20 protein-coding genes are annotated in these 23,860 nt (G+C 47.4%); 12 read left to right on the forward strand and 8 right to left on the reverse strand.

Features of this window, described 5'->3' with window-relative positions; genetic code table 11:
* Nucleotides 1-42: 42 nt before the first annotated feature.
* Nucleotides 43-510, reverse strand: coding sequence for a transcriptional regulator NrdR (gene nrdR, locus D0C16_RS09290; protein ID WP_151032057.1), 468 nt, complete (start codon nucleotides 508-510; stop codon nucleotides 43-45).
* A 254-nt stretch (nucleotides 511-764) separates the two neighbouring features.
* Here nrdR and D0C16_RS09295 point away from each other — a divergent pair.
* Nucleotides 765-1,924, forward strand: a protein-coding gene (locus D0C16_RS09295; RefSeq protein WP_225318661.1) for an IS3 family transposase whose coding sequence is annotated in 2 segments (ribosomal slippage) — nucleotides 765-1,020 and nucleotides 1,020-1,924 — 1,161 coding nt in all. Because the reading frame shifts where the segments join, the coding sequence is not laid out codon by codon here.
* On the opposite strand, the gene D0C16_RS09300 is transcribed toward D0C16_RS09295, so the two are convergent.
* The 3 genes from D0C16_RS09300 to D0C16_RS09310 form a co-directional block, all read right to left on the reverse strand.
* Complete coding sequence (locus D0C16_RS09300) at nucleotides 1,887-3,860, reverse strand: hypothetical protein (protein WP_151032058.1); 1,974 nt, start codon at nucleotides 3,858-3,860, stop codon at nucleotides 1,887-1,889. The genes D0C16_RS09295 and D0C16_RS09300 overlap by 38 nt on opposite strands.
* 210 nt (nucleotides 3,861-4,070) lie before the next feature.
* Nucleotides 4,071-5,230, reverse strand: a protein-coding gene (locus tag D0C16_RS09305; RefSeq protein WP_370458202.1) for an IS3 family transposase whose coding sequence is annotated in 2 segments (ribosomal slippage) — nucleotides 4,071-4,978 and nucleotides 4,978-5,230 — 1,161 coding nt in all. Because the reading frame shifts where the segments join, the coding sequence is not laid out codon by codon here.
* Between the two features lie 59 nt (nucleotides 5,231-5,289).
* Nucleotides 5,290-6,309 carry a hypothetical protein gene (locus tag D0C16_RS09310; protein ID WP_151032059.1) on the reverse strand — a complete coding sequence of 340 codons (1,020 nt, stop codon included), beginning with the start codon at nucleotides 6,307-6,309 and terminating at the stop codon, nucleotides 5,290-5,292.
* A 561-nt stretch (nucleotides 6,310-6,870) separates the two neighbouring features.
* Here D0C16_RS09310 and D0C16_RS09315 point away from each other — a divergent pair.
* A complete protein-coding gene (locus tag D0C16_RS09315) occupies nucleotides 6,871-7,188 on the forward strand; it encodes a hypothetical protein (protein ID WP_151032060.1) in 318 nt (105 codons plus the stop codon).
* A gap of 156 nt (nucleotides 7,189-7,344) precedes the next feature.
* On the opposite strand, the gene D0C16_RS09320 is transcribed toward D0C16_RS09315, so the two are convergent.
* On the reverse strand, nucleotides 7,345-8,181 hold the full coding sequence (locus D0C16_RS09320) for a hypothetical protein (protein WP_151032061.1): 837 nt from the start codon (nucleotides 8,179-8,181) through the stop codon (nucleotides 7,345-7,347).
* A 303-nt stretch (nucleotides 8,182-8,484) separates the two neighbouring features.
* Here D0C16_RS09320 and D0C16_RS09325 point away from each other — a divergent pair, with 303 nt between their 5' ends.
* Nucleotides 8,485-9,249 (forward strand): hypothetical protein, encoded by a 765-nt coding sequence (locus D0C16_RS09325; protein WP_151032062.1) that lies wholly within the window; start codon nucleotides 8,485-8,487, stop codon nucleotides 9,247-9,249.
* A 59-nt stretch (nucleotides 9,250-9,308) separates the two neighbouring features.
* Here D0C16_RS09325 and D0C16_RS09330 read toward each other — a convergent pair whose 3' ends face one another.
* From D0C16_RS09330 to glyA, 3 genes are all read right to left on the reverse strand, one after another.
* On the reverse strand, nucleotides 9,309-10,784 hold the full coding sequence (locus D0C16_RS09330; RefSeq protein WP_151032063.1) for a M12 family metallo-peptidase: 1,476 nt from the start codon (nucleotides 10,782-10,784) through the stop codon (nucleotides 9,309-9,311).
* Between the two features lie 167 nt (nucleotides 10,785-10,951).
* Nucleotides 10,952-11,653, reverse strand: coding sequence for a hypothetical protein (locus D0C16_RS09335; protein ID WP_151032064.1), 702 nt, complete (start codon nucleotides 11,651-11,653; stop codon nucleotides 10,952-10,954).
* Nucleotides 11,654-12,045: 392 nt separating this feature from the next.
* Nucleotides 12,046-13,311, reverse strand: coding sequence for a serine hydroxymethyltransferase (glyA, locus tag D0C16_RS09340; protein WP_151032065.1), 1,266 nt, complete (start codon nucleotides 13,309-13,311; stop codon nucleotides 12,046-12,048).
* Nucleotides 13,312-13,665: 354 nt separating this feature from the next.
* Between glyA and D0C16_RS09345 the strand changes: the two genes are divergently transcribed.
* From D0C16_RS09345 to D0C16_RS09385, 9 genes are read left to right on the forward strand one after another with little or no spacing between them, the layout of a single operon-like run.
* A complete protein-coding gene (locus D0C16_RS09345; RefSeq protein WP_151032066.1) occupies nucleotides 13,666-14,487 on the forward strand; it encodes a polysaccharide biosynthesis/export family protein in 822 nt (273 codons plus the stop codon).
* Nucleotides 14,488-14,528: 41 nt separating this feature from the next.
* On the forward strand, nucleotides 14,529-15,920 hold the full coding sequence (locus D0C16_RS09350) for a Wzz/FepE/Etk N-terminal domain-containing protein (protein ID WP_225318965.1): 1,392 nt from the start codon (nucleotides 14,529-14,531) through the stop codon (nucleotides 15,918-15,920).
* Nucleotides 15,917-16,783 carry a chain-length determining protein gene (locus D0C16_RS09355; protein WP_151032067.1) on the forward strand — a complete coding sequence of 289 codons (867 nt, stop codon included), beginning with the start codon at nucleotides 15,917-15,919 and terminating at the stop codon, nucleotides 16,781-16,783. Before D0C16_RS09350 ends, D0C16_RS09355 begins: the two co-directional genes overlap by 4 nt.
* Before the next feature lie 10 nt (nucleotides 16,784-16,793).
* On the forward strand, nucleotides 16,794-18,074 hold the full coding sequence (locus D0C16_RS09360; RefSeq protein WP_151032068.1) for a polysaccharide biosynthesis protein GumE: 1,281 nt from the start codon (nucleotides 16,794-16,796) through the stop codon (nucleotides 18,072-18,074).
* The gene (locus tag D0C16_RS09365) at nucleotides 18,067-19,221 is read left to right on the forward strand and encodes a glycosyltransferase family 4 protein (RefSeq protein WP_151032069.1); all 1,155 of its coding nucleotides are present in this window, start codon (nucleotides 18,067-18,069) and stop codon (nucleotides 19,219-19,221) included. Before D0C16_RS09360 ends, D0C16_RS09365 begins: the two co-directional genes overlap by 8 nt.
* Nucleotides 19,218-20,417, forward strand: a complete 1,200-nt coding sequence (locus D0C16_RS09370) for a glycoside hydrolase family 5 protein (RefSeq protein WP_151032070.1) — start codon at nucleotides 19,218-19,220, stop codon at nucleotides 20,415-20,417. Before D0C16_RS09365 ends, D0C16_RS09370 begins: the two co-directional genes overlap by 4 nt.
* Nucleotides 20,418-20,428: 11 nt before the next feature.
* Nucleotides 20,429-21,595 carry a glycosyltransferase family 1 protein gene (locus tag D0C16_RS09375; protein ID WP_225318966.1) on the forward strand — a complete coding sequence of 389 codons (1,167 nt, stop codon included), beginning with the start codon at nucleotides 20,429-20,431 and terminating at the stop codon, nucleotides 21,593-21,595.
* Nucleotides 21,595-22,335, forward strand: a complete 741-nt coding sequence (locus D0C16_RS09380; protein WP_151032071.1) for a WecB/TagA/CpsF family glycosyltransferase — start codon at nucleotides 21,595-21,597, stop codon at nucleotides 22,333-22,335. The genes D0C16_RS09375 and D0C16_RS09380 overlap by 1 nt, the downstream gene beginning before the upstream one ends.
* A gap of 21 nt (nucleotides 22,336-22,356) precedes the next feature.
* The gene (locus tag D0C16_RS09385) at nucleotides 22,357-23,844 is read left to right on the forward strand and encodes a lipopolysaccharide biosynthesis protein (RefSeq protein ID WP_151032072.1); all 1,488 of its coding nucleotides are present in this window, start codon (nucleotides 22,357-22,359) and stop codon (nucleotides 23,842-23,844) included.
* The last annotated feature ends 16 nt before the right edge of the window (nucleotides 23,845-23,860 follow it).

A 23,860-nucleotide genomic window follows, 5' to 3' on the forward strand; every position in this document is an offset into this window, starting at 1 on the left:
AAATCCGGATGCTGGTAATTCAGGGCAGTTGGTAATTAAACGCTATTTGTGATCTTCAGGCTGTTGCTCGAGCCGGTCGATTTCCTGCCGAAACTCGTTCAAATCCTTAAAGCGGCGATACACAGACGCAAAGCGCACATAGGCCACTTCATCGAGCTTCTTCAACTGCTCCATCACTTTTTCACCCACCAGCAGCGCTTTTACTTCGCGTTCGCCCGTGGCTTGCAAAAAATGTTTGATGTGGTTGATGCCCGATTCAATCGCCTCGATGCTCACCGGGCGCTTTTCCAGCGCACGCAGTAAACCGGCACGCAGTTTGTTTTCATCGAATGGTTCACGGGTGCCGTTTTGTTTGATGATGCGCGGCATCACCAATTCAGCTACTTCAAAGGTAGTGAAGCGTTCATGACAAGACAAACACTCGCGGCGACGGCGAACCTGATCGCCCTCTGCCACTAAACGTGAGTCAATTACCTTGGTATCTTCCGCGCTACAAAACGGACAATGCATGATCACAAGCCCCAGCGATGGTTAAAGTGGGCGCATACTAGCACGAAATGAAGGGTTTTCGCCCTCTTGTCCATAGCTCGGAATGGCCGAGTGTGATAAAAAGCCAGCCAGTATCCCCGTTCGATTAGCGAGACTTATGAGCAAGCCGCCCTCCACCAGCAAAGCCAAAAATACCACCATGAAAGATGTCGCTGATCCCCTCCGCGAATATCGGACACCTTAGAAACTGAGTAAACTTACTCCAGAGGTGATCCATGAGCAAGAAACCAACCCCAAAAGAGAATAAGAAGTATACAGCCGAGTTCAAAAGTGAGGCCATTAAACTGGCCGAACGATTGAGCGTAGCGGAAGCCGCCGAAAAACTGGGCATATATGCCAGTCAAATTTACAGTTGGCGTAGCGCACTCAACAATAGCCGTACTGATGTTGAAAGAGAATCGCTCCTCGCCGCTGAAAATGCACGCCTCAAGCGTCAGCTCGCCGAGCAAGCAGAGGAGCTTGAAATCCTAAAAAAGGCGGCTACCTACTTCGCGAAGCATCAAAAATAAAACGCTACGAATTTATGCTGACAAATAGCGCGCTATATTCAATCGCGATGATGGCGCGCGTTCTGTTGGTTTCGCGAAGTGGGTATTACAGCTGGCTTGATAATCGTGAAATGGTTAGTTGGCGCATGCAGCAAAGAGAAGCGATTGATGCGTTGGTAAAGGCAGCATTTGAGGCTGGAAAAGGCCGGTATGGCGCGGATCGGATTTTTTATGATTTGGCGGAGCAAGATAATCCGCTCGACATAAAAACCATTCGGAAAAGCCTGAAACGGCAGGGGTTAATTGCAAAAGCGGCCAAGCTGTTCAAGGTGACTACGGACAGCAATCATACACTACCTGTTGCGCCCAACCTGTTGGCTAGAGATTTTTCTGCGCAACAACCTAATGAAAAATGGGTGACCGATATTACTTATATTCAAACTACAGAAGGTTGGTTGTATCTGGCCGTGATGATTGATTTATATTCTCGAAAAGTTGTTGGTTGGTCGATGAGCAAACATATTGATGCGCAATTGGTTTGTGATTCATTGATGATGGCGTTGTGGCGACGAAAATTCCCAAAAAGCGTTATTGTTCACAGTGACCGTGGCAGCCAATATGTATCGCATGCGTTTAGGGATTTACTGGAAAAATATTCGCTAATACAGAGTATGAGTCGCAAGGGTGATTGCTGGGACAATGCGTGTGCGGAAAGCTTCTTTCATTCACTTAAGGTTGAGCTGGTTCACGGCGAGCCATTGCTAGATGGAAAGCACACGCGCGAGTCTATTTTTGAATATATCGAAGTGGATTACAATCGCTACCGCCGTCACAGCGCTATTGGCTTTGTTAGCCCCGAGCGCTTTGAGGCAAAAAATGTATGTTAGTTAACTGTCCGAAGTTGGCGGTAGGGATCAATTCCCCCACATTAGGAGATTCTACACTCTCCGTAAATGATACATCTACAAAGCGATCTTGGTCGATCTGATAAAAATCAATCACATCAAACAGCTCTCTTGAAGTTAACAAACAATAATCATAATCAGCAGGAGTTTCATAAACCTCGCACAGACCTATATGGCATAAATATTCAGCAGCAAACCCATCAAAACGACTCATTTTGAGTGCCTCAGCCACTTTCACATCATGCAGAGTCATTCTAATGGCATTTTTTAAACTTCTGCTACAAATAAATAATATAGGACATGGAAAAGATGAAGCCAAAGAAACAACAACCGCTGACAAATCCTCTAGAGAAAAAATACGCTGATAATCAGAAATGGGGTACCCAATTAGCTTAGAATAAATTCTATTTTTAACTTGCTGCTTCATTAAGTTTGCAAAAGATTCACCTTCATTAATAACATTTGACGAAAATTCTGATGCCAATGACTTTTTCTCAAAATTACTTATATTGAACTGATAAGGAATACAATCAGAGACCATATCAACCCGGTTTATTTTATAAAACAGACTCAAAGGAAACGCTGTGGCATTTAAACTGTTAAACACAGCCGAACTAGCTAACCCAATTTTCAACAATTTATTATCATCAATTTTGGCAACTTTAATAGCCTCAGCTTGAATGCTTTCAAGATCATTAATAATATTATTAATCGATTCACAAAAATTAGAAATACGCAACTCGATATCATCATTATTAAAAAGAATATAATTTCGACTTTCTCTCGCCGTTGATACCCAATCCCTAAGATCATGAATCATAATTTCTCGACTTGCATGATCAAAAACTCCTGATGTGATTATTTCTTGCCAAGTATTAGGCAACATCCACTTACCTGCAGAGAAGAACAGCCCTATTTCAACATAAGCTCTATGCATACTGCGCGGCGAGTCTGCGCCCCACCCAGAATAAATACGCCCCGGCACTTTACGCTCCTCATTAATACGTCGAAATGAATCGAGTATTGATACAAGCCAGTTACCGTATGGCCTACCCTCAGAGCTAATATAGTCACGATGCCTAAAATAAGCTCCCATCAAAGAACCCGCATCTGCTATTTCATCACCCCATGGATTAACAGTGCCTGTTTTATGCATTAATTCGCCACTAAGCAAGGCCTTTACAAACCGAACCAACTCTAAATGATTATCTGTTTGGGGTTTTAGCAGGATGTAGCAGGCAGTTAAAACTCGCACATCCAAGCTTGCATTTTTCAAAGCCATGCCAAATGCGGAAACCGAATTAAAAGCACAATTTTTTAGTATTTTTTCCCATTCCGAACCTTCAATATTTTTTAAGGGCAACATCGGATTAATTAATATTGATCGCCACGAATATTCCTCATCAAAATAACCATCCTCATTTAGATTTCCATACCAATTATTTAGCATATCTACCCCCCATACAGCCGCTTCAACATTATCAAAGCGGAGAGCAGCAATAGAAGTTAATGCAGTCATGGCAAGATGCTTTGTTAAACCTTTGCAACGTAAATCTAAATAATCTGCACCCCTATTATTATCAATAAAAGACGGCAAACTCTCCCAAGATCCGACAAAATCATAAAGTATATCTTCATACTTACTCGAAACTCGAACATCATTTGAGGAGGAGGAAAATGACTTCCATTCCATCAATACCGACCACATTTGGTATGAACCATTAATCAACTCCACCATTTCTTCTGGTAGAAGCTCAGCTCGACCAGCGAATATTTTTTTATGCAAAGACAACATTTCCCTGTAGAATCGAGAATTAACCGGGATCAACTCGACAGAGTCACGCGCCAAATCATAATATTCACCCAGCAACCACTTTAAATTGTTAATCCCCCAAAAGTCGCCATCTGTCAACAACAACCAATTATCTCGCTTACCATCTCGATTTATAAATCCCGTTGCAATGGAAACTTTTTTATGCCAGTCAGCAATATAATCAATTGATGCTGAAAAATTTTTAATGTCCTTATCCCGAAGTGCATCAAATGCAGTTCCAACAACCGCATCTGCTATAACAGATAAATTGATATCTGCAGCACCTGATCCCTACCGCCAACTTCGGACAGTTAACTAACATACATTTTTTGCCTCAAAGCGCTCGGGGCTAACAAAGCCAATAGCGCTGTGACGGCGGTAGCGATTGTAATCCACTTCGATATATTCAAAAATAGATTCGCGCGTGTGCTTTCCATCTAGCAACGGCTCGCCGTGAACCAGCTCAACCTTAAGTGAATGAAAGAAGCTTTCCGCACACGCATTGTCCCAGCAATCGCCCTTGCGACTCATACTCTGTATTAGCGAATATTTTTCCAGTAAATCCCTAAACGCATGCGATACATATTGGCTGCCACGGTCACTGTGAACAATAACGCTTTTTGGGAATTTTCGTCGCCACAACGCCATCATCAATGAATCACAAACCAATTGCGCATCAATATGTTTGCTCATCGACCAACCAACAACTTTTCGAGAATATAAATCAATCATCACGGCCAGATACAACCAACCTTCTGTAGTTTGAATATAAGTAATATCGGTCACCCATTTTTCATTAGGTTGTTGCGCAGAAAAATCTCTAGCCAACAGGTTGGGCGCAACAGGCAGTGTATGATTGCTGTCCGTAGTCACCTTGAACAGCTTGGCCGCTTTTGCAATTAACCCCTGCCGTTTCAGGCTTTTCCGAATGGTTTTTATGTCGAGCGGATTATCTTGCTCCGCCAAATCATAAAAAATCCGATCCGCGCCATACCGGCCTTTTCCAGCCTCAAATGCTGCCTTTACCAACGCATCAATCGCTTCTCTTTGCTGCATGCGCCAACTAACCATTTCACGATTATCAAGCCAGCTGTAATACCCACTTCGCGAAACCAACAGAACGCGCACCATCATCGCGATTGAATATAGCGCGCTATTTGTCAGCATAAATTCGTAGCGTTTTATTTTTGATGCTTCGCGAAGTAGGTAGCCGCCTTTTTTAGGATTTCGAGCTCCTCTGCTTGCTCGGCGAGCTGACGCTTGAGGCGTGCATTTTCAGCGGCGAGGAGCGATTCTCTTTCAACATCAGTACGGCTATTGTTGAGTGCGCTACGCCAACTGTAAATTTGACTGGCATATATGCCCAGTTTTTCGGCGGCTTCCGCTACGCTCAATCGTTCGGCCAGTTTAATGGCCTCACTTTTGAACTCGGCTGTATACTTCTTATTCTCTTTTGGGGTTGAATTCTTGCTCATGGATCACCTCTGGAGTAAGTTTACTCAGTTTCTAAGGTGTCCGATATTCGCGGAGGGGATCAACCAATCCCTTTTCCAAACGATACAGAGTTTATTAAAAAAAACTTAGCAATTGGATTAATTTTAAATCCAATATATTTAGCCACAACAAAATCGCTCCCACCTACAGACTTAAACATTGGATCTATTTTAATCTCGGCGCCTGTTATCTTTTTCAATCTTAAAACCAATGACTGAATTAGGATTGCAAAACCAACAAATCGAAATCTAATATCTTTAGGGCGTTTCGCACCACTTACGTTTACAATCAACTCCTCGTATGACTCTCGAAACCAAAAACAACCAACCTTCAACCAACCCTCATTCGATACAGTTAACATTTTATAGCCAACAGGGTCTTGGATGAGATGTTTTTTAATTCTTTCCCTGATATCAAACTCACAGGACTCGCATATTGAAAACTGCACTACTAACTCATTCCGCGACCGTTCGTTAATAACTTTAAAAGTTTGCGCAAAAAACCACGCCGTTAATATAATATTGAAAATAAACCAAACTGCAGATGTCGCATAAAAAGCAACATTAATTAAATTACTTTGCAAACTTTGAAAAAAATATCCAACAATAATGAAAGCCACCAAGCTCAACCCACTAAGGCCGGAAAACATAAATCCAGAATATTTTTGATAAATCAGGAAAATCACAGATCTTGCAGACTTATTTTGCAATAGCACACTAATGAGACCAATAACCAATGGATAAATAGCACCAACAATTGTCAGCTGAGCAGCTAAAAACTCGTTTTGCCAATCAAGCAATGCCGTCCAATTTGGGAACATGTTTTTTACCCATGGCTTCAGCACTGGAAGCCATTCAACAAAGTTCACCACAACTAAAGAAGCAAGCAATATAATTAAAACATTGTATTTAAGGAAACTATTTGACCAAGCAACAATATTCCCCTCAACAAACCCCCATCTATTTTGTATAAAATATTCATTTTTATAGAGAGATTCTTTAATTTCCTTATTTGATCTATATGAAAGGGTATTTAGCAAACGACCAATAATAAACATCATTAATTAATCCTGTTTTTAATAATTATATTAATCACAAAAAATACTCTTAACCTTTATATTTTCTCTGAAAATATTTAACTTAAAATCCATATGTAAATGCAGTTCCATTCTCTCGCATAATATCACTCATAATACTTAGTATTTAATGCGCTACCTATTTCCGACCTTAAATATTTTTGGGGTTCATAAACCCACAACAACCCACCAAATGATGCACCCAGCACAAGAAAAGCCAATTAAAGACCATAGCTACATTGCCCGCCAACATAAATTACAACCCATTACCACCCCGCGTTGACAACCCCAACCTCATCCCCTAACCTGCCCGCGCTGCGGTAAAACCCGCAGCCGGGCCTCGTACTCCCGCACAAACTCAAAACCGGCGCAAAGCGTGTCTTTGCGTCCGGCTACACTTTGCCTGTTGTTATGGCGGCTGGGCGGGGCCACCTTCGGGTGGGCCGGTGTGGTTTGGACCGGTGGTCAGAACCCCGTTCAGTCGCCCCCATAAATTCTGACCTTATGGGAGCGAATGCCATACAACCAAACCGCGAGATTTTTATTATGGATAATGTTACCTCTCCCCTTGCTTCCCCCACCTCCTGCGTTATTAAACTCGATCAATTCCAATACACCTCGTTTCAACAATCCCGGCTGGAAATTCATTCGCCCGAGGGCAAATTCCTTACCGCTATTGCCAAGCCCCTGCCGAGCAATACGGATGATGATGCGATTTATCAGTTGTGGTGTCAGGCGTGTGTGTTGGAGTTGTTGTTTGACCGAATCAATGAGCGGATAAAATTACCGCCGCGCGCGATCAACAGTATTTCTTTTGTGCTTGGCAGGATTGAGGGGCATCTTAAGAAACAAGCATCCTTGTAGATTGTGGGTAGGTTGGGCAGCAATGCCCAACATTAAAGAATTAAAAGCATTTCTGGACGATTTAAAGTTAAATCCCTATTTGAGCATCATTGGATTTATTGATCAAAAACGTTGGGCATAACTGCCCAACCTACGCTCTACAAAAAATCGTTAGAATCATTTTTCTACATTCACATCAAATTGCTTAACCCACACCAGGCCTGAACCACTTTTAATTTCAGTGCCCAGTTCTATATCTGCAATGTAAAACTCTTGGGGTAAAATGTTTTTTTCAATCGCGTAATCGGTAAATTTAATCACATCAAATTTTGCTTTGAGATTATTTTCTGTTGCGCGAAAGGTTATATAAACCCATTTATTACTATTTTCGCCGGAAACATCGCCCCAGTGTTTATCCACCCACACCTCCCAGTTTTGGTCACCTTCTTGCACATTCCCTATATGGGTTCCACCAGGACTCATGTGGTTTGGTGTTTGAAAATTCCAAATCATCAGCTCGGCAATGATGATCGATGGGTTAGGTTTATTGCCAATGTCGCCGGTGCTTGTAAGCCATAGCGACGCAGCGATGTTGTGTTCGCTATTACCTTGCACTTCCAATTCATGCTCAACCATCAGGCTGCGCACACTGGTATTTTCTAACGGAAAACCGGCATTCGCTGTTGACCGGGGATCCCAGGGTGAAATGCCGACTTTAATTTGGGGATAAGCAAAAATGAAATTGCTATCTGTTGGCCATTCCCATGACCAGCCAAACAGATCAGCTGTTAAGCTTTTCTCCAGGCACTGCCGCCATTGAAATCCTTTAACAGCCTGCTTGTTCCAAACATTGTTATAAAGGGTTCCGCCAGGTATTTCTTCAGAAGTGAAATCACCGCAATTAATTGTTTTTGTATCCGGCTTTTCCCAAATGGGTTCATCGATTGTTTTTTTATCGCAAGCGGAAATAGTTAAGCATGAAACTAAAATTATTAAGGTCACACGTAAAGACATAATTCATCCCAGAGCTTATTCCAGCGCCGCACGCAACGGCAGTTTTTACTGTATATGCAGCCCCAGTTTGGCCGCTGTGCGCAGTATGCTTACCTCTTGCGCTCCAATCAATTCATATATCAGCAGCACCACCCCTCCCCTGATATCATCCCCAAAAAAGCCCCCGCAGTCGCCCTCGTTAGGGGGCTGTCGCTGCTTTTACCAATTACCATTTTTACTTTAGACTGCTGTCGACTATTGTTTTCTACAATAATTATTGCTTTCCACAATAACTATCGATTTCCACACACCAGGAGCGAGTTGATGAAACGAAGCCAATACAAATGGAATTTGCCCGCTGAAATTACGGCGCGCCTGGGCAGCGAAAGCTGGGGCGCCCAACGTGCAATTTTTGAAGCCGGGCATTTATTGTTGGTACTGCATGCACCACCTAAAACTGATGGCAATGAGCGCGAGCACGAGCTGTTTCTGCGCTTGCCGCAGGGCAAATGGCAATACAAGGGCATTGACCACGGCGACCACGCCTTGACCAAGTACATGGAGGATTACCAACAGCTGTATATCGCGCTTGAAAATCGCTTTGAGAAAGCGAGCAATATCGACGCGTTATTCGCCGTTATCGACAGCCTTATTCCACTCGCTCGCTCATCTAACAATATGAAACTCGCTTTGCAGACCGCGCGCGAATCGCTCGGGAATGATGCATTCCTTATCGATATGCGTGATCGCAGTGTGGATATCGCACGGGGCTTTGAACTGTTACTGGCGGACGCTCGTTTAGCGTTGGAATTCCGTCTTGCTCGCAGCGCAGAAGTTCAGGCACGCGCGGCTGAAATCGGTAACCGCGCACAGCACAAACTAAATATTCTCGCCGCCGTGGCATTTCCGTTGATGAGCGTGTCGGCGGTGTTCGGGATGAATTTGCAGAGTGGACTGGAAAGCCTGCCGGTGGTGGCGTTTTGGCTGGTATTCCTGGGCGGCTTGAGCCTGGGTTTATTGGTAAAAGGCTGGGTTTCATCAGCACCGCCGCCCGCGTCGGAGCAAAAGCGTCAGCCACCCAAACGCTAATAAAAAGCCCGGCGATTGCCGGGCAACAGACAGACCCAAAACGGACTAACGAAAAAATATTACACAGTACATTTACACGCAGCGAGAGCAGCTTTGTATTCGGCTTCGGCCGCTTTTACCGCTGCCAGCGCATCGGTTACCGCTAACTTTAATGCATCTGTTTTTGCACGCTCGGCGTTACTCGCCGCGACCGCTGCGTTATAAGCCGCAGTCGCCGTCGTCAGCGCGGCTGTTGCAGGTGCGACTTGTTGTTGCGCCGCGTTGGCTTCATTTAATGCCGCCGTAATTTGTTCAACCAACGTATTATATTTGGTAACGAGTGCATTATATGCCGTCATTTTAGCCGTTTTAGTTGTGCTCGTAGTCGCTGCATTATACGCCGCCATAGCACTGTTCAACTGGGTGACCAAGGGATCTACTTTTGCAAGCAGCGCATTGTATTTCGCGACTGCTTTCTCATAATTTTTAGTTGCCGTGGTTAAACTTTTCGTCGCATTGGTCAACTCGGTTTTTGCAGCACGCTCTAACGCAGTCTTCTCAGTAATAGCTATTTTATTGGCATTAACCGCCGCCACTGCTGCTGAGTGCGTCGCACGCGCCGACTCAAGTTTTGCTTTCAATTTAGCCGCATCGCCAGAACTAACATTACTGACCGAGCTGGACGATTTGCTGGAAACAGCCGGCGCACTTGAACTCGATTTCGAAGAGCTTGATGAAGCAACTGAAGAAGACGCTGGCGCACCTGCATAAAAATTCGCAATTTGAGGGCCAGTAATATTTAACGCATAGCGCGCGTCAGCACCGGTAGACGTATTGTTGCGATCTACACCGCAGGGTTGGTTTTTACACAAAACATCCGGGTTGGAAAATTTGTAGACCTTGCCATCCCAATAATCCACATTAAATTCATTTTGATAAGCCATGATGGTGGTAAATGAACCAACGACTCCGTGGCCCAGTGCGTAATGAAACACACCGCCAACGCCATCTTGTTTACGTGAGTGCTTCAAACCCATGTTATGGCCCAATTCGTGTGCAGTCACAAAATCCCCGCAGGAATTAATCGCAACGTGGGCAAACATATAGGCTTTGTGCCCACTGCTCATTCCCCCGTTACCGCCGCCTACCCAAGCCACACCACAACTACCATGAATTTGTTTAAAGGGACGATACAACACCACCATGTCGGCCTTGTATTGCTCACGCGCTGCAGCTACACCGCTGAACGCCGCATCCTGATTAAACGTAATTGCATTGAGGGCAGTTTCTGCGCCGTTGTCGTCGGTGTAACTGACCTTCATGGTTTTGGCAACACGCACCTCAAGATCTACGCCACTGTCGGCATAAATTTGATTGGTTACCTGAAAAATTTGATTGATGCGAGTGGTCGGATCGCCACCATAAAGTGCCGCTGCACCATCGGTGTAAACCACCAAAACATCTACTACGGTAGAGGCCGCTAATGCAGGCAAAGTTAACGCAGATAAAACAATTGCAGAGGTAGAGCGAATAAGCTGTTGAACGAAAGTTTTCATAAAATGATCTCAGTTGACTTTACTGAAACCTTCCGTGATTAACAAAATTTGAAAACCATTTTTCAAATTGTTGCGCGCATCCATTAAAGCCAAACTCACACTAACGCTATGTTTGTATACTCATAAAATAACGGCCTCCGTTTAACATTAATTTTTAAACTCGCAACTCATTCATGCTCGTGCACATGAGGAATTTCAAGGTAATCATTTTTACCCGGTTCCGACAATTCAAACTCGGAAGGGTTTTTGTAAATCCAGCCACTCCCGTTTACCGACTCCAGGGTGTAACTGCCTTTGGGTGTCGTGACTGTGGCAAATACCGAATTAGCGCCATAGGTCATTACCACCGGATAATCTGTGCCTTGACCGTCCAAATGCCCTCGCCAGGAGTAATCCCCATTTGGATTTTCATTGCTGCTTTCTACATTTACTACCAGCTTCTCACCACCGGGCAACGGCAAGCTGACTTGTTCACCCGGCATGGGATATGCCGGTGACTCCATATCAACACTGACCGGCTCGTAAACCACCACGCCATTGGGCAGTGGAATACTGGTGGGGTTACTACCCCCGGTTTGCCACGCGCTGGCCGCTTCAATCGCGCCAGATTTCACCGGTTGGGAAGCCACCGCAACCCGCTGCTTGTTTTTTGCCAGCACCGACTCGGCGCTAGCAAGCGCTGTTTCGGCGTCGGAACGCGCCTCCGGACTAACAAGTTCAGGGGCACCAGGTAGCGCCAAGGGTTCTTGCAAACGCATCTCAGAGTTAAAGCCATTACCGCTGGAAAGTTGATAAGCCACAACTAATAAAGCCACCGCAACAAACACCCAGTAAAAGCGCTTTAAGTTGCGAGTAGAAGTGTTGGCCATACAGATTCCCGATCATTAATTCACCTGTACAAAATTAAGCCAAAACACAATAAATCGCCAGTTTTTATTACAATGCGCGAAAAAATAATCTAATTTTTGTCAATTTTTGAAAATATAATTATTAAAACAAGGTTTGAGGTAATTAAAAGATTTTTTCTTAGCAGATGAAAACGATGAACAAGGTGACAGGGTTATTAAAAAAATTTCTTTTAGTAAGAATCGATAAAGGTGCCAAAGCGATAACGATAGGATAGCGTTCCGTGAGCTGCGGATTCACCGCGTAAATGCGACAACCCAATACTCACACCTGCCATAGCCAATAAAAAAGGCAGCCAAAATGGCCACCTTTTTTAGGTTTTCTTACTTTCGTAAGGAGGGTAATGCGCGCTGATTTATTCAGCGTAAACCGGAAACTTCTTGCACAGATCAGCAACCTGCGCTTTTACGCTGGCGATCACTTCGTCGGCATTGCCCGCTTCCAGAGCAGCGAAAATATCGCAGATCCAGTTGGTCAATTGCACACACTCAGCTTCTTTGAAGCCGCGAGTGGTCACTGCTGGCGTACCAACACGGATACCAGAAGTCACAAACGGTGAGCGTGGGTCGTTCGGTACAGCGTTTTTGTTCACGGTGATGTGCGCTTTGCCCAGCGCTTCATCCGCATCTTTACCTGAGTAGGATTTGCCGATCAGGTCAACCAACATCAGGTGGTTTTCAGTACCGCCAGATACGATGTTTATACCGCGCTCAATGAAGGTTTTTGCCATGGCTTTTGCATTTTTTACAACTTGTTGCTGGTAAGCCTTGTACTCCGGGCTCATAGCTTCTTTGAAGCTGATCGCTTTTGCAGCAATCACGTGCATCAACGGACCACCTTGACCGCCGGGGAATACGGCTGAGTTCAGCTTCTTCTCGATCTCTTCGTTCGCTTTCGCCAGAATCAAACCGCCACGTGGACCGCGCAGGGTTTTGTGGGTAGTAGTGGTGGTTACGTCCGCAATTTGCACCGGGTTAGGGTAAAGACCCGCAGCAACCAGACCGGCAACGTGCGCCATATCCACAAACAGGTAGGCACCAACTTTGTCGGCGATGTCGCGGAAACGTTGCCAATCCACTACTTGAGAGTAAGCAGAGAAACCAGCAACGATCACTTTTGGCTTGTGTTCTACCGCCAAACGCTCAACTTCGTCGTAATCGATCAAACCAGTCGCCGGGTTCAAGCCGTATTGGATGGCGTTGTAGTACTTGCCAGATGAACTCACTTTGGCTCCGTGAGTCAGGTGACCACCGTGCGCAAGGCTCATTCCAAGGATGGTATTGCCTGGTGCGCAAAGCGCAGCGTAAACCGCTTGGTTAGCTTGCGAACCCGCGTGTGGTTGTACGTTGGCGTAATCCGCACCAAACAACTCTTTCGCACGTGAAATCGCCAGAGATTCAGTCACATCCACATACTCACAGCCACCGTAGTAACGCTTGCCTGGATAGCCTTCTGCGTATTTGTTGGTCAGTTTGGTTCCCTGAGCAGCAATTACCATTGGGCTGGTGTAGTTTTCAGAGGCAATCAGCTCAATGTGCTCTTCCTGACGCTTGCCCTCATTCTGGATACTGGCCCAGATTTCGGGATCGAAAGAAGCAATAGTCTGGCTTTTATCAAACATAGATAAGTCCTGAGTTAGGAAGGATGGGAAGGGTAAAAAGTAGGCGCGCATTGTACACCAAGGCTCTAAACGCCTTCCATGCAAAAAACTCATCTGCCACACCAATTCTGTGCAAGCACCTGCTCTCCAAAGCTCCTCACCAAAAATGCACCAAAAGTAAACACAGCAAAGCTTGATGCTTGCTAAAGGTAAGAGGCCGCTCTCTTTTTCAGTAATAAAAAGTACCGCTCTTACCTACGCAGTCAGACGCGAAGCAATCAAAGTCGCATTTTTTGATGTTCAGGCCCCACCCAACAGCAAGTAGGCCTCGCTTTTGCAGTAAAAACCCCCGGAATAGTTTTAAGGACAGTCACAATGACGTTTGTGTGTTTTTCCCGATTGAGTAAAACCGGCCTGTTACTCCTGGCCAGTTGGTGTGCAATTCCCTTGGCCTGGAGCGATTCGACCCCTGACAGTTATACGCTGGGAACCGGGGACGAGGTAAAAGTCTCTGTCTACGGTCAGCCCGAGTTAACGGCGGAAGGTCAGATTACGGCCAAAGGAACCTTGGTTGTTCCGCTGCTGGGCAGCATCCAGGTTGCGGGAAAAACCAGTGCAGATGCTGCTGAACTTATCGCCGAAAGTTACCAACGCGGTAATTTTCTCAAGAGCGCACAAGTCAATCTTCTGGTTACGCAATATCGCAGTCAGGTAGTGGCAATTCTGGGGAAAGTAAATCGTCCGGGAAGAATGGTATTGGAAGGCCCAACCAGCCTGACCCAAGCACTGGCATGGGCCGGTGGAGTAGCTCCTTCAGGTAGCGAGCGATTGATTCTGACCCGATTTACCCAAGGCAAGCAGGAGCGCACCGAATATGACTTACAACAACTACTGAACTATGAAGCGGGAGACACGCCGCCGGTTTGGCTTAAAAACGGCGACACGTTGTACGTGCCCAACGCGGGACGGTTCTACCTGAACGGTGAAGTGCACAGCCCTGGCATGTACCCGCTTGATCGCCCTTTGAATGTAACCCAAGCATTAAGCGCTGGTGGAGGCCCCACCGCCCGGGCCAGTAATGGCAGTGTCAAATTACTTCGGCAACAAGCGAACGGCAAATTGCTGGAGCTAAAGGCGAAACCGGAAGATTCAGTGATGGATGGCGATGTTCTGGTGGTGAAGGAAAGTCTCTTTTAAGGCCCCGCTAGCAGTAACTCAAGAGAGGGATGAAACAACAAATGTACACTTTGACATTACAGAGCCTGTTCGCGATTTTGATCGCGCGTCGCTGGATTATTATCAGCATCACCCTGACAGCCTTGGCCTTAACGGTCGCCGGTTTGATATTAAAACCGAAGTTTTACCTGGCCACGACAGATTTAATAGTGGACAGCCGGGGGTGGGACCCCATCAGCGGGCAATCACAGCCGACTCGCCTGAATGCCTCTTATCTCAGCACCCAGGCGGACATTATTCGCAGCCGGAACGTTGCCAACCGCGTTATCGATAGCCTCGACTTGATGCACTCCAAGAATTTAGGCAACGCTGTCGCTCTGACCGGGGATGCCGATCTCGATCGACGCCGCCTGCAAGCATTTCTGGGGCAGGGAATGGAAGTTTTACCCAAACGCGATAGCAGCGTGTTGACGATTTCCTTTCGCTCCCGCAATCCCGAACTCGCTGCCACCTTAGCAGATGCCTACGCGCAAGCTTACATCTACACCAACCTGGAGCTGCGGACCGAGCCAGCACGGCAAACCACCGAATGGTATAACCAGCAGCTCACTCAATTACGTGCTGAATTAATTGATAAACAAAATGCACTGTCCAGTTATCAAGAGCAGCACAACATTCTAGCGACATCAGACCGCTTGGACTTGGAGTCCGCCAAATTGGCGGAATTATCGTCGCTCTTGATTGCGGTTCAGAGCGAACGACTGGCATCAAAAAGCCGCAGCGACCAAATTGTTAATGTCAAACGCAACCAACTGGAAACCCGCGCCCTGGATAACCCACAAGTTCAAAAATTGACCAGCGATTTGGCACAAGCCAAAGCCAGACTCAAGGAGCTCGCCAACCAAGTGGGTGAAAATCACCCGCAATATCGTCAGGCACAAGGCGACGTGGATGCACTCAAACAACAACTCAACAGAATGCAGGAGCTGATCAGCGGCAGTTTGCAATCCTCAGTAGAAATTTCCAAAGCACAAGAGACCCAACTAAGCGCGGAACTGGCCGCGCAGAAAGACTTGGTCTTACAGCTGAGTAGAAGCCGAAATGAGCTCACACTTCTGAAGCAGGAGGTAGACAACGCTCAAGCGGCTTACGACGCGGCGCTGGCACGCACCGCTCAAACCAGGCTGGAAAGCCAAATAGCCGCAACTGATATCGCAGTGCTCAACAAAGCCATGGCCCCTAGCCGTCCGGCAACTCCCAGCTTAAGCACCGCGTTGTTCCTGGCACTGACCGCCGGGTTGCTGTTGGGTGTTGGCATTGCACTTTGCCTTGAATGGTTGAATCAGCGTATTCGCCACATCAGTGATTTGGAGCTGGGCGTAGGATTGCCCGTTCTGGCAAGTATCCCCCGGCTAAACGTAGTCACTTCAACAATGCAGGAGGCACGTAAATGAACGATATTGCCAAATCCCTAAATAGTGAAGAAGACAACGCGCAACGTATCGGCTCAATGCTGGTTGCCCGTGGCAAATTGAGCCCAAAAGACCTCAGCGTGATTAGCCAGGCCCAATCCCAATTTGGCCTGCGCTTTGGTGATGCAGCGTTAAAACTCGGTCTGATCAAATCAACAGATGTTGAGGCCATACTCGCTGAACAATTTGCTTACACGCAACGCCCCGCCAGCACCAGCAAGCTGAACCCTCGCTTGAGCGCCCTGTTTCAACCCGATAGTCCCCAGGCGGAAGCCCTGCGAAGTCTGCGCAGCGAATTGCAAATGCGCTACTTTCAACCGAATCCGCAGCGCTCGCTGGCATTGTTAGCCAGCGATAACGCCGATGAATTGGCGCTGACCAGCGCTAATCTGGCAATCAGTTTCGCGCAGCTCGGCTTTCGTACTCTGTTGATCGACGCCAACCTCCGCAATTCGGATCTGAACAGCTTATTTGGTTTACACCCCTATGCACCTGGCCTCGCCGACCGCCTCGCGGGGAGACAAACACTCGCCCCAATTCCCATAGCAGAGGTTCCATCACTGTGGTTAATGCCGGCGGGTACCAAGGCGCCCAACCCCCAGGAATTAATTGCCGGCGCCCAATATCGCGAGTACATAAACCAGTCCCAGCAACTTTTTGATGTTGTACTCATCAACACGACCCCAATGGATGCCAATCGGGATGCTCAGGTTGTGGCGACGCTTTCCGGCGCCGCACTACTAGTTGCCCATATTCACCAGACTCGCACCCGTAACCTGGTCAGTATCTGCCAACGATTGCGGGACCTAGGCGTAAGACTCGTCGGTAGTGCACTCTATCGCTAAGGCGGGATACATGACTTACCTAACCGCAACGAACGCAGTCCCAGAACCCCATTACTTGGCTTCCGCTCGCCAAAACCATTGGGAACAACGCTTGGCCGTCGCCATACTGCTCGGCTGCATTGGTTACCAGGCACTTTTGTGCCTGATTAATACGTTGGCAATACCTGTGTCGCGGGCGCTAATCGGGGTCAGTGAATTTCTGATCTTACTGGCCTGCGTGCCTTTCCTTATCAAACGCCTGCTGCCCGGCACAATCACGTTGGCGTGCGTGATAGCAGCGATCTTGTGCATCCTCGCGCTGGTGAATAATCAGCTCAACGCCAAAGCCTTTCGCGATTTATTAATTCCGATCATTTTCTTCTGGATGGGCTGTAATCTGGGTAACGTCACGCTGGCAGACAGAGCCTTCAAATCTGCCATCGTGATGGTCAGTCTGCTCGGGCTTTTTGAATTACTGTTTCTGGATATTTACACCAATTTTTTCAATATTTTCAGTTACTACGTCAATACCGGGAATCTACAACCCATTACCGACTATGTACGCGAAAGCAAACTGCAGTTAAACGGGACTCGCCCAGAGGGTATAGGACGCACATTCCTCCCCGGACTATTGGGGGATCACAGAGTTTCCTCGGTATTCCTTGAGCCGGTTTCGCTAGGCAACTTCGCCGTCCTCTGTGGTGTATGGGGGTTAAGTAAACCTTGGGCTCAACGGCGAGACATGCTGTTTTTTTTGGGTTCCGCCGTATTCCTGATGGTGTTGTCCGACTCCCGCTTCGCCATGGCAGCGCTCGGGCTGATGGTAGCTGTAAGAGTATTAGCGCATGGGACAGCATTAAATTGCGCGGCATTAGTCCCATTTATCGCCATGCTTTGCCTGCTGTATTTAGGGAGCATTGCTACCGGGCCGGTTTTCGAAATGTCCAGCGATGACTTTCATGGCCGCTTGGAATTCAGCGGCAAAGTGCTGCTGGATTTTGACCTGGCCAGCCTGCTGGGAGTGAGCAACGGCGTCTTTTATGCGGACGTTGGCTACGCTCATCTGTTCAATACTTACAGCCTTCCGTTATGCCTACTGCTATGGGCTTGCTATTGGCTACTTCCCACACCCAATGAAACCAGCCTTCGCTTTAGAGCGCTCGCCGCAATTTACCTATCTCTGCTGTTGTGTATCAGCGGCTTCTCCTTCTTCGCTTTGAAGAGTGCTGCGATGCTCTGGTTTCTACTGGGTTCCAGCTTGCAACAACCTGCCCATCCCGCCAATTTGACAAGGAGCCATGACCATGACTAGCGCCAGCCCTCTCAAAGTCACTCATGTAGTGCGCCAATATTTGCCCTCCATTGGCGGAATGGAAGAAGTGGTACGCAATATCGCCCGCCACCAGACCAATAGTGAGCAGGGCATTACGCGCATCATTACCTTGAATCGCCTGTTTCGTAATTCCACTGAATTATTGCCCGAGCGTGAACTGATTGACGGTATCGAGGTTATTCGCCTGCCCTATCGCGGTTCCAGTCGATATCCGATCTGCCCCGGGGTCTTCAAGTATTTACGTGACACCGATGTAGTCCATGTACACGGTGTCGATTTTTTCTACGACTTTCTTGCCCTGACCAAGTGGCTCCACAAGCGCCCGCTCTTGCTCTCTACGCACGGTGGCTTTTTTCACACCAGCTTTGCCTCGCGCGCCAAGCAGCTCTACTTCAAAAGCGTTTCCCGCCTCTCGGCGTTGGCCTATAGCAAAGTCGTAGCAACCAGCACCAACGATGGCGATATGTTTCAACGAATTACCCAGCCCAGCCAACTACAGGTCATAGAGAACGGCGTGGATGTAGAAAAGTACGCCGGGCAAGCCGCTGAACACTTGACGCCCACGCTGATTTATTTTGGCCGCTGGTCTTCAAATAAGGGGTTGTTCACCGCGTTGGATATGTTTGCCCAGTTGCAGAAGCTACGCCCTGAATGGCGTTTGATAATTGCCGGGCGCGAGTACGACCACAGCCTCAGCGATCTGGCGGATCGCGTACAGACCCTGGACCTTAGCCACCTGGTAACACTTGCTGCGAATCCCGCTGACGACCAGATTCGCTCCTTGATTCGCCAATCCAGCTATTTCTTGTGCCTTTCTCGCCATGAAGGGTTTGGAATAGCGCCTATTGAAGCCATGAGCGCAGGCCTTACACCGATACTCAGCGATATCCCCCCGTTCAAGCGCCTGATAGACGAATCGAACCTGGGATACTGTTTTGACCCTGATACTCAAATAAGTGGGGCAATAGCACAGCTTTTGCAGCTCCATCAGCAAGGCGATGCCGCCTATCGCGAACGTAAAGCCAGCGCACGGAACTTCTCCGTCCGCTACGCCTGGCCAGCCGTCGCCGATCACTACCTATCGCTTTACCGTCAACTAACTACTGCAGAGGAGCCTCAGCCATGACCTCCAGCAATGCAGTTAAATCAGCTGGCTTTAGTGCACTGTTCGGCGCCCTTGCCGGACTGGGTTCAAATACTATGGCGAACTGCCTCGATCAGGCGCGCCTCACGGGCGTAAACGTAGCCGGGGCTGAATTCAACTTGAAAAGCCTACCAGGTACTCCCTACAAGGATTACACCTACCCGCTCGCAACCGACCTGGCGTTTTTTGCCCAACAGGGCGCCAATATCATACGTTTCCCATTTCGTTGGGAACGCCTGCAACCCACCCTCAAGGGCCCACTGGATAGCGCCGAACTGGGACGCATGCGTAATACAGTTGCCAGTGCCAACGCCCAAGGGCTTTGCGTACTGCTGGATCTGCATAATTTCGCCGCCTACTACCGCAGTAAGCTGGGCGACAAAGGTCCGTTGGATGAAGGCTTTGTTGATTTTTGGTTAAAAGTAGCCAAAGAGTTTGACGACCCGACCCAAACGATTTTTGGCTTGATGAATGAACCTGCCAATATGCCGCTCGCAGATTGGGCAGCGTTATCGAAACAGACCCTGGCAGCGCTGCGCGCCGCTGAATCATCCAACCTGATTTTTATTGGTGGCGGGCGCTGGAGCGGTGTGCACGATTGGTTTGCAGGGCTAACAGCGAGCAATGCCACTGAGTTTGATGATCTGGTCGATCCACTCAAACGCACCCTGCTCGAAGTCCATCAATACACCGACAAAGATTATTCCGGCACCCATACCGAAGCCACTGGAACTGGTTGTAGGCCTGCCGATGAATTCAACAGCAAATTTGAACGCATTAGTGCATGGGCGATTCAATACAACCAACAGTTGTTCCTGGGGGAGTTCGGGGTACCGGCTACGACAGAATGTATTGCAACCCTGGCGCGCCTGTTGGAACTAACGCAGGCGCCACCTTGGCGCGGCTGGACATACTGGGCCGCTGGCCGCTGGTGGGGTAATTACCATTTCGCACTCAGCGGAGCTAACCAGACGCTATCGCCACAATGGATCCCCCTGCAAGCTTATTTTTATCGCCCGGAAAGCCACTCCTTAAGTCCGCCGCTGGCTCCTAGCGCGCTCAAAGCCGTAGCGACTACTTCCCGCAAGCAATCCAGTGCCAAGTCCACTACCCGGTCCAGCACCAAAACAAGCATCAAGTCCAGCGCTAAATCCAGCGTCAAGTCGAATGTAAAATGAAGGAGCAACCTATGTCCCTACCCACTGCTGCCATAGAATTAAATATGCCGTTGGACGCGACTAAGCCGGCGTCCACCCGACCAAAATTTTTATTGTTGTCAGCGCATGATTATCGTTCGCCACGGAAAGCCGGCATGCATTTTATCGCCGCGGAATTAGCCAAGCTGGGATGCACACGTTTTTTTTCCCTGCGTTACAGTTTTTTATCGCGCTATAAACACGACCCTCGAATTTCGCTAGACGAGCAGGCCAATAAAATTGTGTTTTATGAAGGCGTGGAATGTTATTTGTGGAAAACCTTAATCCACCCCATCCGTGTAAGGCCTTTTGAATCTTTGATGTATCACCTGTACAGCTATGGGCTGAACAGCGTGTTGCGCGATTGGATCGCAGACTCGGATGTAATCATTATTGAAAGCGGCGTAGCACCGATTTTTTTTGATTTAATCAAACGGCTGAATCCCAAAGCCAAAGTTATTTACCGCGCTTCTGATGCACTGGACACCATTGATGTCGCCGCTTATGTCAGTAGAACATTCAACCGCATTGCTAAAAAAATTGACACTATCGTCCTGCCGTCCAAAGCACTCGCCGATACCATCCCCTCAACGCATAATCTGGTTTTTGCTCCACAGGGAATAGATCCGGAGATTGCTGAAAAAGCGAATCCGTCACCCTACACCGAAGGCATACATGCAATATCAGTCGGCTCGATGCTGTTTGACCCCGAATTTTTTGTCATTGCGTCCCGACGTTTTCCGCAAATTCATTTCCACATCATTGGTTCCTGCCACCCGCGGCACCCTGACTATGGTAGTAATGTCAGTGTTTACGGTGAAATGCCATTCAACCAAACCTTGCCGTACATCAAGCACGCCACCTTGGGTATAGCGCCCTACTCCAGCGTAAATCTGCCAGCGTATCTGCGCGATACATCGCTCAAACTGACGCAATACGCATTTTTTGGTCTGCCCGCGATTTGCCCTCACTATATTGCGGCGGATTACACCAATCGTTTTGGCTATGACATTGGCAACGAAGAATCAATCGTCGCCGCTATTACGCGCGCGTTGTCGCCGAGTACGGTTATCAACAAACACACCGTCCTCAATTGGCAACAAGTGACTGAACGAATGTTGGCGCCACATAAATTTAGTGATACGGAGGTATTTGCGTGATGAGCAATGAATCTTTTGAACTTATTCCACTGGGCGGTTTTTTCATTCATTCGACCAGCAGCAAAGATCTGTCCCGTCAGCTGCGCGACAATATGGAGCACCAGCAGACCACCTTACTGTTTGCCAATACTAATTTTATTGTGCAATGCCAAGCGTTAAAAAATGAACTGGCCAACAGCAATACCATTATCGTGAATGACGGCGTAGGCATTGATATTGCAACCTGGTTAATTCATCGAAAGAAATTCCGCGAAAACTTAAACGGTACAGATTTCACACCCTTGTTTTTGCAGCATCTGGGCAAAGACGCCAAGGTTTTTTTGGTTGGCGCAAAACCGGGAATCGCCATGAAAGCGGCGCAACATTTACAAACGGATTTGCAGATTGAGGTTGTGGGTTATCGCAACGGATACGACGAGGCAAGCGATGCTGAGGTGTTAATCGACGCGATTAATTCCAGTGGTGCCAATGTAGTGTTAATTGCCATGGGCAATCCTAATCAAGAACATTGGATTCTCAAGCATCGGCAGCGATTAAACACCAAAGTACTGATCGGTGTTGGTGCCTTGCTGGATTTTCTGGCCGGCGAAAAACCGCGTGCACCGAAAACGATCCAAAAACTGCGTCTGGAATGGTTTTATCGTTTATGCCTGGAGCCGGGCAGATTATTACGCCGCTATACACTCGATATCGCGGTGTTTTTACAGTTATGTTTGCGACAAGGAAAAAGTCTGCACTGACATTATAAGTGAACCATCGATATGGGTTTAAAACAGCAATTAGGTAATAGCACTGCCTGGATGAGCCTTGCTGCAAGCAGCATGAGTATTGTCAGCTTTCTGGTGTTTATCATTATTTCGCGAATACTCTCGCCATCAGAGATTGGCTTGGCCGTATTTGCAATTTTGGTCGTTGAAGCTGGAAAAGTTATCTTAAATGGCGGCATATCCCAGGCGATAGTCAAGCGTGAAGACTGGAGTCAGGTGTATGCATCTACCTGCTTTTTTCTCAACATAGTCTACGCCTTAGTATTTATCGCACTGATCTGGTTATTTGGCATTCCGGTTACTGAACACTTTTATGACCCGGCTGCGGCGCCCATATTACAAGCAATGTTAATTATTTTTCTACTCGAGGGAATCAAGGTTGTTCATGAAGGAAAATTACGCCGGGAATTTTCCTTCAAAGCGATTGCATTGCGCAGTATCAGTGCCAGTTTTATTTCAGGTGTGACAGGCGTGCTAATGGCACTACAAGGATACGGAGTATGGTCGCTGGTCGGACAACAGTTAAGCGGTCAAATACTGGTAACAGTTATTACGTTAGTTAGCGCGCGTTGGTGGCCCAGTTTTACTTTCAGCTGGTCAGAAGCGAAAAGTGCAATGAGGTTTTCCTCACCACTTATGCTGGCCCAGTTAATCAACACGTTATGCAATTCAGTATTGGAATTTATCGTAGGTTTCTTACTGGGCCCAGCGGCGCTGGGAACCTATCGAATAGGTGGGCGCGCTCTGTTTATTCTGCAGGACATCATAGTGCGCCCACTTGAGCAAACCGCTTTACCTGCGTTCGCGCGCCTGCAAGATGTAACAGCGCGAGCGAATTCCTGCTTGCGCATAATGCGTATGAGCAGCTTCATCATAGTACCAATATTTTTTGGCACCGCCGCGATAGCGCCAGAATTTATCGTACTCGTGTTTGGTGATAAATGGCGTGCGAGTGGAGAATTGATGAGCCTGATTGCGATTGGCTCAGCACCACTGCTGATCCGTTTCCAGGTTAACGCTGTGCTTACCGCGCAAGGACATACACTGTGGGTTCTAGCCACGACCCTGTGCCTATTGCTGGTCACTATGCTCCTGGGATATTTCTGGGTACAAAAAGGGCTCACCTTCGCCGCACTCGCGTATTTGGTTTCTATGTATTTTTCGGCGCTACTAGGGTTGGTTATTTTTCAATACCATTTTGGTTGTTCGTACACCGTGATTATGAAAACTATATTTCCAAGCTATATTGCCTCAGCAACAATGTTAGGCATCTGCCTGGTCGTAAAAAGTCATTTGCGAGATTGGCCGTTAACAATACAAATATTATCTACGGCAGCAACCGGAGCGTTTAGCTATTTAATACTTAGCCTGCTGGTTTTTAGACCCGAAGCAAAAAACTTTTTACAGGAAGCACTTAGTATCGCACCTGCAAAAATATCACCCCATTTGCTACGCATTCAGCAATGGTGCAGATTTCACTAAGCGATTTGGATAACTT

The sequence above is a fragment of the Cellvibrio sp. KY-GH-1 genome (assembly GCF_008806975.1).
Taxonomy (GTDB): Bacteria; Pseudomonadota; Gammaproteobacteria; order Pseudomonadales; family Cellvibrionaceae; genus Cellvibrio.

Bases quoted from the DNA above. Each gene is read 5' to 3' on its own strand.
- nrdR (WP_151032057.1), bottom strand. From the start codon at position 510: ATGCATTGTCCGTTTTGTAGCGCGGAAGATACCAAGGTAATTGACTCA.
- D0C16_RS09310 (WP_151032059.1), bottom strand. From the start codon at position 6,309: ATGATGTTTATTATTGGTCGTTTGCTAAATACCCTTTCATATAGATCA.
- D0C16_RS09315 (WP_151032060.1), top strand. From the start codon at position 6,871: ATGGATAATGTTACCTCTCCCCTTGCTTCCCCCACCTCCTGCGTTATT.
- D0C16_RS09320 (WP_151032061.1), bottom strand. From the start codon at position 8,181: ATGTCTTTACGTGTGACCTTAATAATTTTAGTTTCATGCTTAACTATT.
- D0C16_RS09325 (WP_151032062.1), top strand. From the start codon at position 8,485: ATGAAACGAAGCCAATACAAATGGAATTTGCCCGCTGAAATTACGGCG.
- D0C16_RS09330 (WP_151032063.1), bottom strand. From the start codon at position 10,784: ATGAAAACTTTCGTTCAACAGCTTATTCGCTCTACCTCTGCAATTGTT.
- D0C16_RS09335 (WP_151032064.1), bottom strand. From the start codon at position 11,653: ATGGCCAACACTTCTACTCGCAACTTAAAGCGCTTTTACTGGGTGTTT.
- glyA (WP_151032065.1), bottom strand. From the start codon at position 13,311: ATGTTTGATAAAAGCCAGACTATTGCTTCTTTCGATCCCGAAATCTGG.
- D0C16_RS09345 (WP_151032066.1), top strand. From the start codon at position 13,666: ATGACGTTTGTGTGTTTTTCCCGATTGAGTAAAACCGGCCTGTTACTC.
- D0C16_RS09350 (WP_225318965.1), top strand. From the start codon at position 14,529: ATGTACACTTTGACATTACAGAGCCTGTTCGCGATTTTGATCGCGCGT.
- D0C16_RS09355 (WP_151032067.1), top strand. From the start codon at position 15,917: ATGAACGATATTGCCAAATCCCTAAATAGTGAAGAAGACAACGCGCAA.
- D0C16_RS09360 (WP_151032068.1), top strand. From the start codon at position 16,794: ATGACTTACCTAACCGCAACGAACGCAGTCCCAGAACCCCATTACTTG.
- D0C16_RS09365 (WP_151032069.1), top strand. From the start codon at position 18,067: ATGACTAGCGCCAGCCCTCTCAAAGTCACTCATGTAGTGCGCCAATAT.
- D0C16_RS09370 (WP_151032070.1), top strand. From the start codon at position 19,218: ATGACCTCCAGCAATGCAGTTAAATCAGCTGGCTTTAGTGCACTGTTC.
- D0C16_RS09375 (WP_225318966.1), top strand. From the start codon at position 20,429: ATGTCCCTACCCACTGCTGCCATAGAATTAAATATGCCGTTGGACGCG.
- D0C16_RS09380 (WP_151032071.1), top strand. From the start codon at position 21,595: ATGAGCAATGAATCTTTTGAACTTATTCCACTGGGCGGTTTTTTCATT.
- D0C16_RS09385 (WP_151032072.1), top strand. From the start codon at position 22,357: ATGGGTTTAAAACAGCAATTAGGTAATAGCACTGCCTGGATGAGCCTT.